At 62.4% G+C, this 2,222-nt stretch carries 3 protein-coding genes; 2 read left to right on the top strand and 1 reads right to left on the bottom strand.

Translation table 11 applies throughout. From position 1 onward, the window contains the following. Nucleotides 1-61 precede the first annotated feature (61 nt). On the bottom strand, nucleotides 62-916 hold the full coding sequence (locus tag IQ273_RS32695; protein WP_194027240.1) for a PfkB family carbohydrate kinase: 855 nt from the start codon (nucleotides 914-916) through the stop codon (nucleotides 62-64). Nucleotides 917-1,111: 195 nt separating this feature from the next. Between IQ273_RS32695 and IQ273_RS32690 the strand changes: the two genes are divergently transcribed. Both IQ273_RS32690 and IQ273_RS32685 read left to right on the top strand, forming a co-directional pair. Continuing rightward, on the top strand, nucleotides 1,112-1,297 hold the full coding sequence (locus IQ273_RS32690; protein ID WP_194027239.1) for a hypothetical protein: 186 nt from the start codon (nucleotides 1,112-1,114) through the stop codon (nucleotides 1,295-1,297). Beyond that, nucleotides 1,294-2,222, top strand: a 929-nt coding sequence (locus tag IQ273_RS32685; RefSeq protein WP_194027238.1) for an MFS transporter, incomplete at its 3' end; no start/stop codon positions are given. The genes IQ273_RS32690 and IQ273_RS32685, both read left to right, overlap by 4 nt.

Genomic DNA, 2,222 nt, shown 5'->3' with positions numbered 1-2,222 from the left:
ATCTCAGAGAGCACTATAGCGGTTGAAGCGGCGGCGTGATCGGTAAACGTGAGCAGATGCGCTAGAGATCGGGGAGTTCAATCCAGGCGCGGGGGCCAAAGTGGCGGCAGCTCTGGGCGGCAACCTGAGCAGCCAGGGCCAGGGCCTCGACAAAGGGAGACTGCAGGCGGTGGTGGCAAAAGGCTCCGTGGAAAATGTCTCCGGCTCCCAGGGTGTCTTGAACGGTGACCTGGGGCACAGGCAGGGTGCCCGCCGCGTTGCGGTGGCGGTAGTGGATGGGACGGGGGCCGTGGGTAACGGCGACTTCGGGAATACCCAGGGCGCTGAGGGCCATCGAAGTATCGGCCTGGTCGGGTAGGCGAAATTTGGCGGCGGCGATCGCGCTGGTGGCCAGGGGCAGCACGGCCTCAAAGCCCGGCTTCCAGCTGCCAGCGTCGATAACGATGGGAATGCTCTGGGTCTGGGCCTGGTGGGCGATCGCATTACTCGCCGCCATCTGATGGCCATCGATGAGAACGATGTCGGTCTGCGTGAGTAACGCTACCAAAGAGCTGGGCGGTTCGGCCTGGCGACCCACGGCATTGCGGGAAACAACGGCGCGATCGCCCGTAGCGGCGGTCACTAGAATAGTCGACAGGGGCGGTGGGGCTTGCAGATCGGGCGTGAGATCGACTACTTCAATGTTGTAGATAGCTAGCTCTGTGCGAATCAGCTCGGCCAGGGGGTGCTGGCCCAGTGAGCCAACCAGGGTAGCGCGGTTGCCCAAGGCAGCAAAGGCGATCGCGGCGTTGGTGGCTGGCCCCCCGGTTACCAGCAAGCTATCGGCGGCGACGATCTTTTCGTCGCTGCTGGGGACATGGCTAACCCGGTAAATGCAGTCAAGGGTAATGAGCCCCACAAAAAGTCCAGCGGCCACGGCGATATTTCTCTCGGCAGATTCTAATTGTCAGGGTAGAGCGGTAGTCTCAACAGCATAGATCTAGCCCTGGGTGTAAGGTGAGTAATGCAATGGTTATGGGCACAGTCTTTGCGGAGGCATTAGCCCGTTCTGCGGGGCGATCGCCCCCTCTGCTGCCTTTTTGACGGTTTTTCTTTCTATGGCCCCGCCAGCATGGCTGATACTCTGCCCCTTGCCTACATTCCTATGTTCCTGCACTGTCTAATTGGTCTGGTGGCGGCCCAAGTGGCCCATCGCAAGGGCTACGACCTGGGCCTGTGGATGGTGTGGGGCATGGTGGGCGGCACCGTGGCTTTGGTGGATGCGCTGCGACGGCCTCCACAGCTGCCGCTGTCATGATCACATCTCTAACCCAGTGGTTCAAAAAACTGCTGCCCAACTTAGACCATCGGGTGTGGATTTTGGCGGCGGGGCGGCTGCTGTCGCAGGTGGGGATTGGCTTTACCCTCTTCTACGCGCCGATCTTTTTCACCACTCAGGTGGGGCTATCGGCCACCCAGGTGGGCCTGGGCATTGGCCTGGGCTCGGTAGCGGGTATTGGCGGTCGATTTTTGGGCGGGTCGCTGGTCGACTCGCCCACGGCGGGGCGACGACCGACGCTGCTGGCCTCGGCCCTGGTGTCGGCAGTGGCCGATGGCGTTTTGATCCTGGCCAACAGTTTCCCGATCTTTTTGCTGGGCAACCTGCTGATGGGGTTTGGGGTCGGCCTGTACTGGCCCGCTGCCGAGTCGGTGGCCGCCGACATTACCAGCCCCCAGCAGCGCAACGAAGCCTACGCCCTGGTGCGGTTGGCCGACAACATTGGCCTGGGGGTCGGGGTAATCGCTGGGGGAGCGCTGATTTCGCTGACCGGGGCCTACCGGGCGCTGTTTGCCATCGACGGCGTCACGTTTTTGCTGTTCTTTGGCATCATCTACGTCGCCATTGCCGAGACGCGTCCAGCAGATAACCCGGCGCGATCGCTGCTACAGGGCTGGGGCCACGCCCTCAGGGATACCAACTTGATGGTGTATGCCCTGGTGAACGTCTTGTTCACGGGCTATCTAGCCCAGATTCAAAGCACGCTGCCCCTGTACTTGAACCGTTTCGCGGGTGGGGAACAGACTATTGGCGAGGGCACGCTGAGCCTGCTGTTTACCGGGCACGTGGTGCTGGCCGCGATCGCGCAGCTGCCGGTAGCCCGCTGGCTCAACCGCTACCGCCCGGCCCAGGGGCTAATGGTGTCGGCGCTGCTATGGGGGCTGGGCTTTGGGCTGGTGTGGCG

The organism is Nodosilinea sp. LEGE 07298 (assembly GCF_015207265.1).
Lineage (GTDB): Bacteria > Cyanobacteriota > Cyanobacteriia > Phormidesmidales > Phormidesmidaceae > Nodosilinea.
Note: the sequence above shows the minus strand (reverse complement) of the source record. Positions and strands in the feature narration are given on the sequence as shown.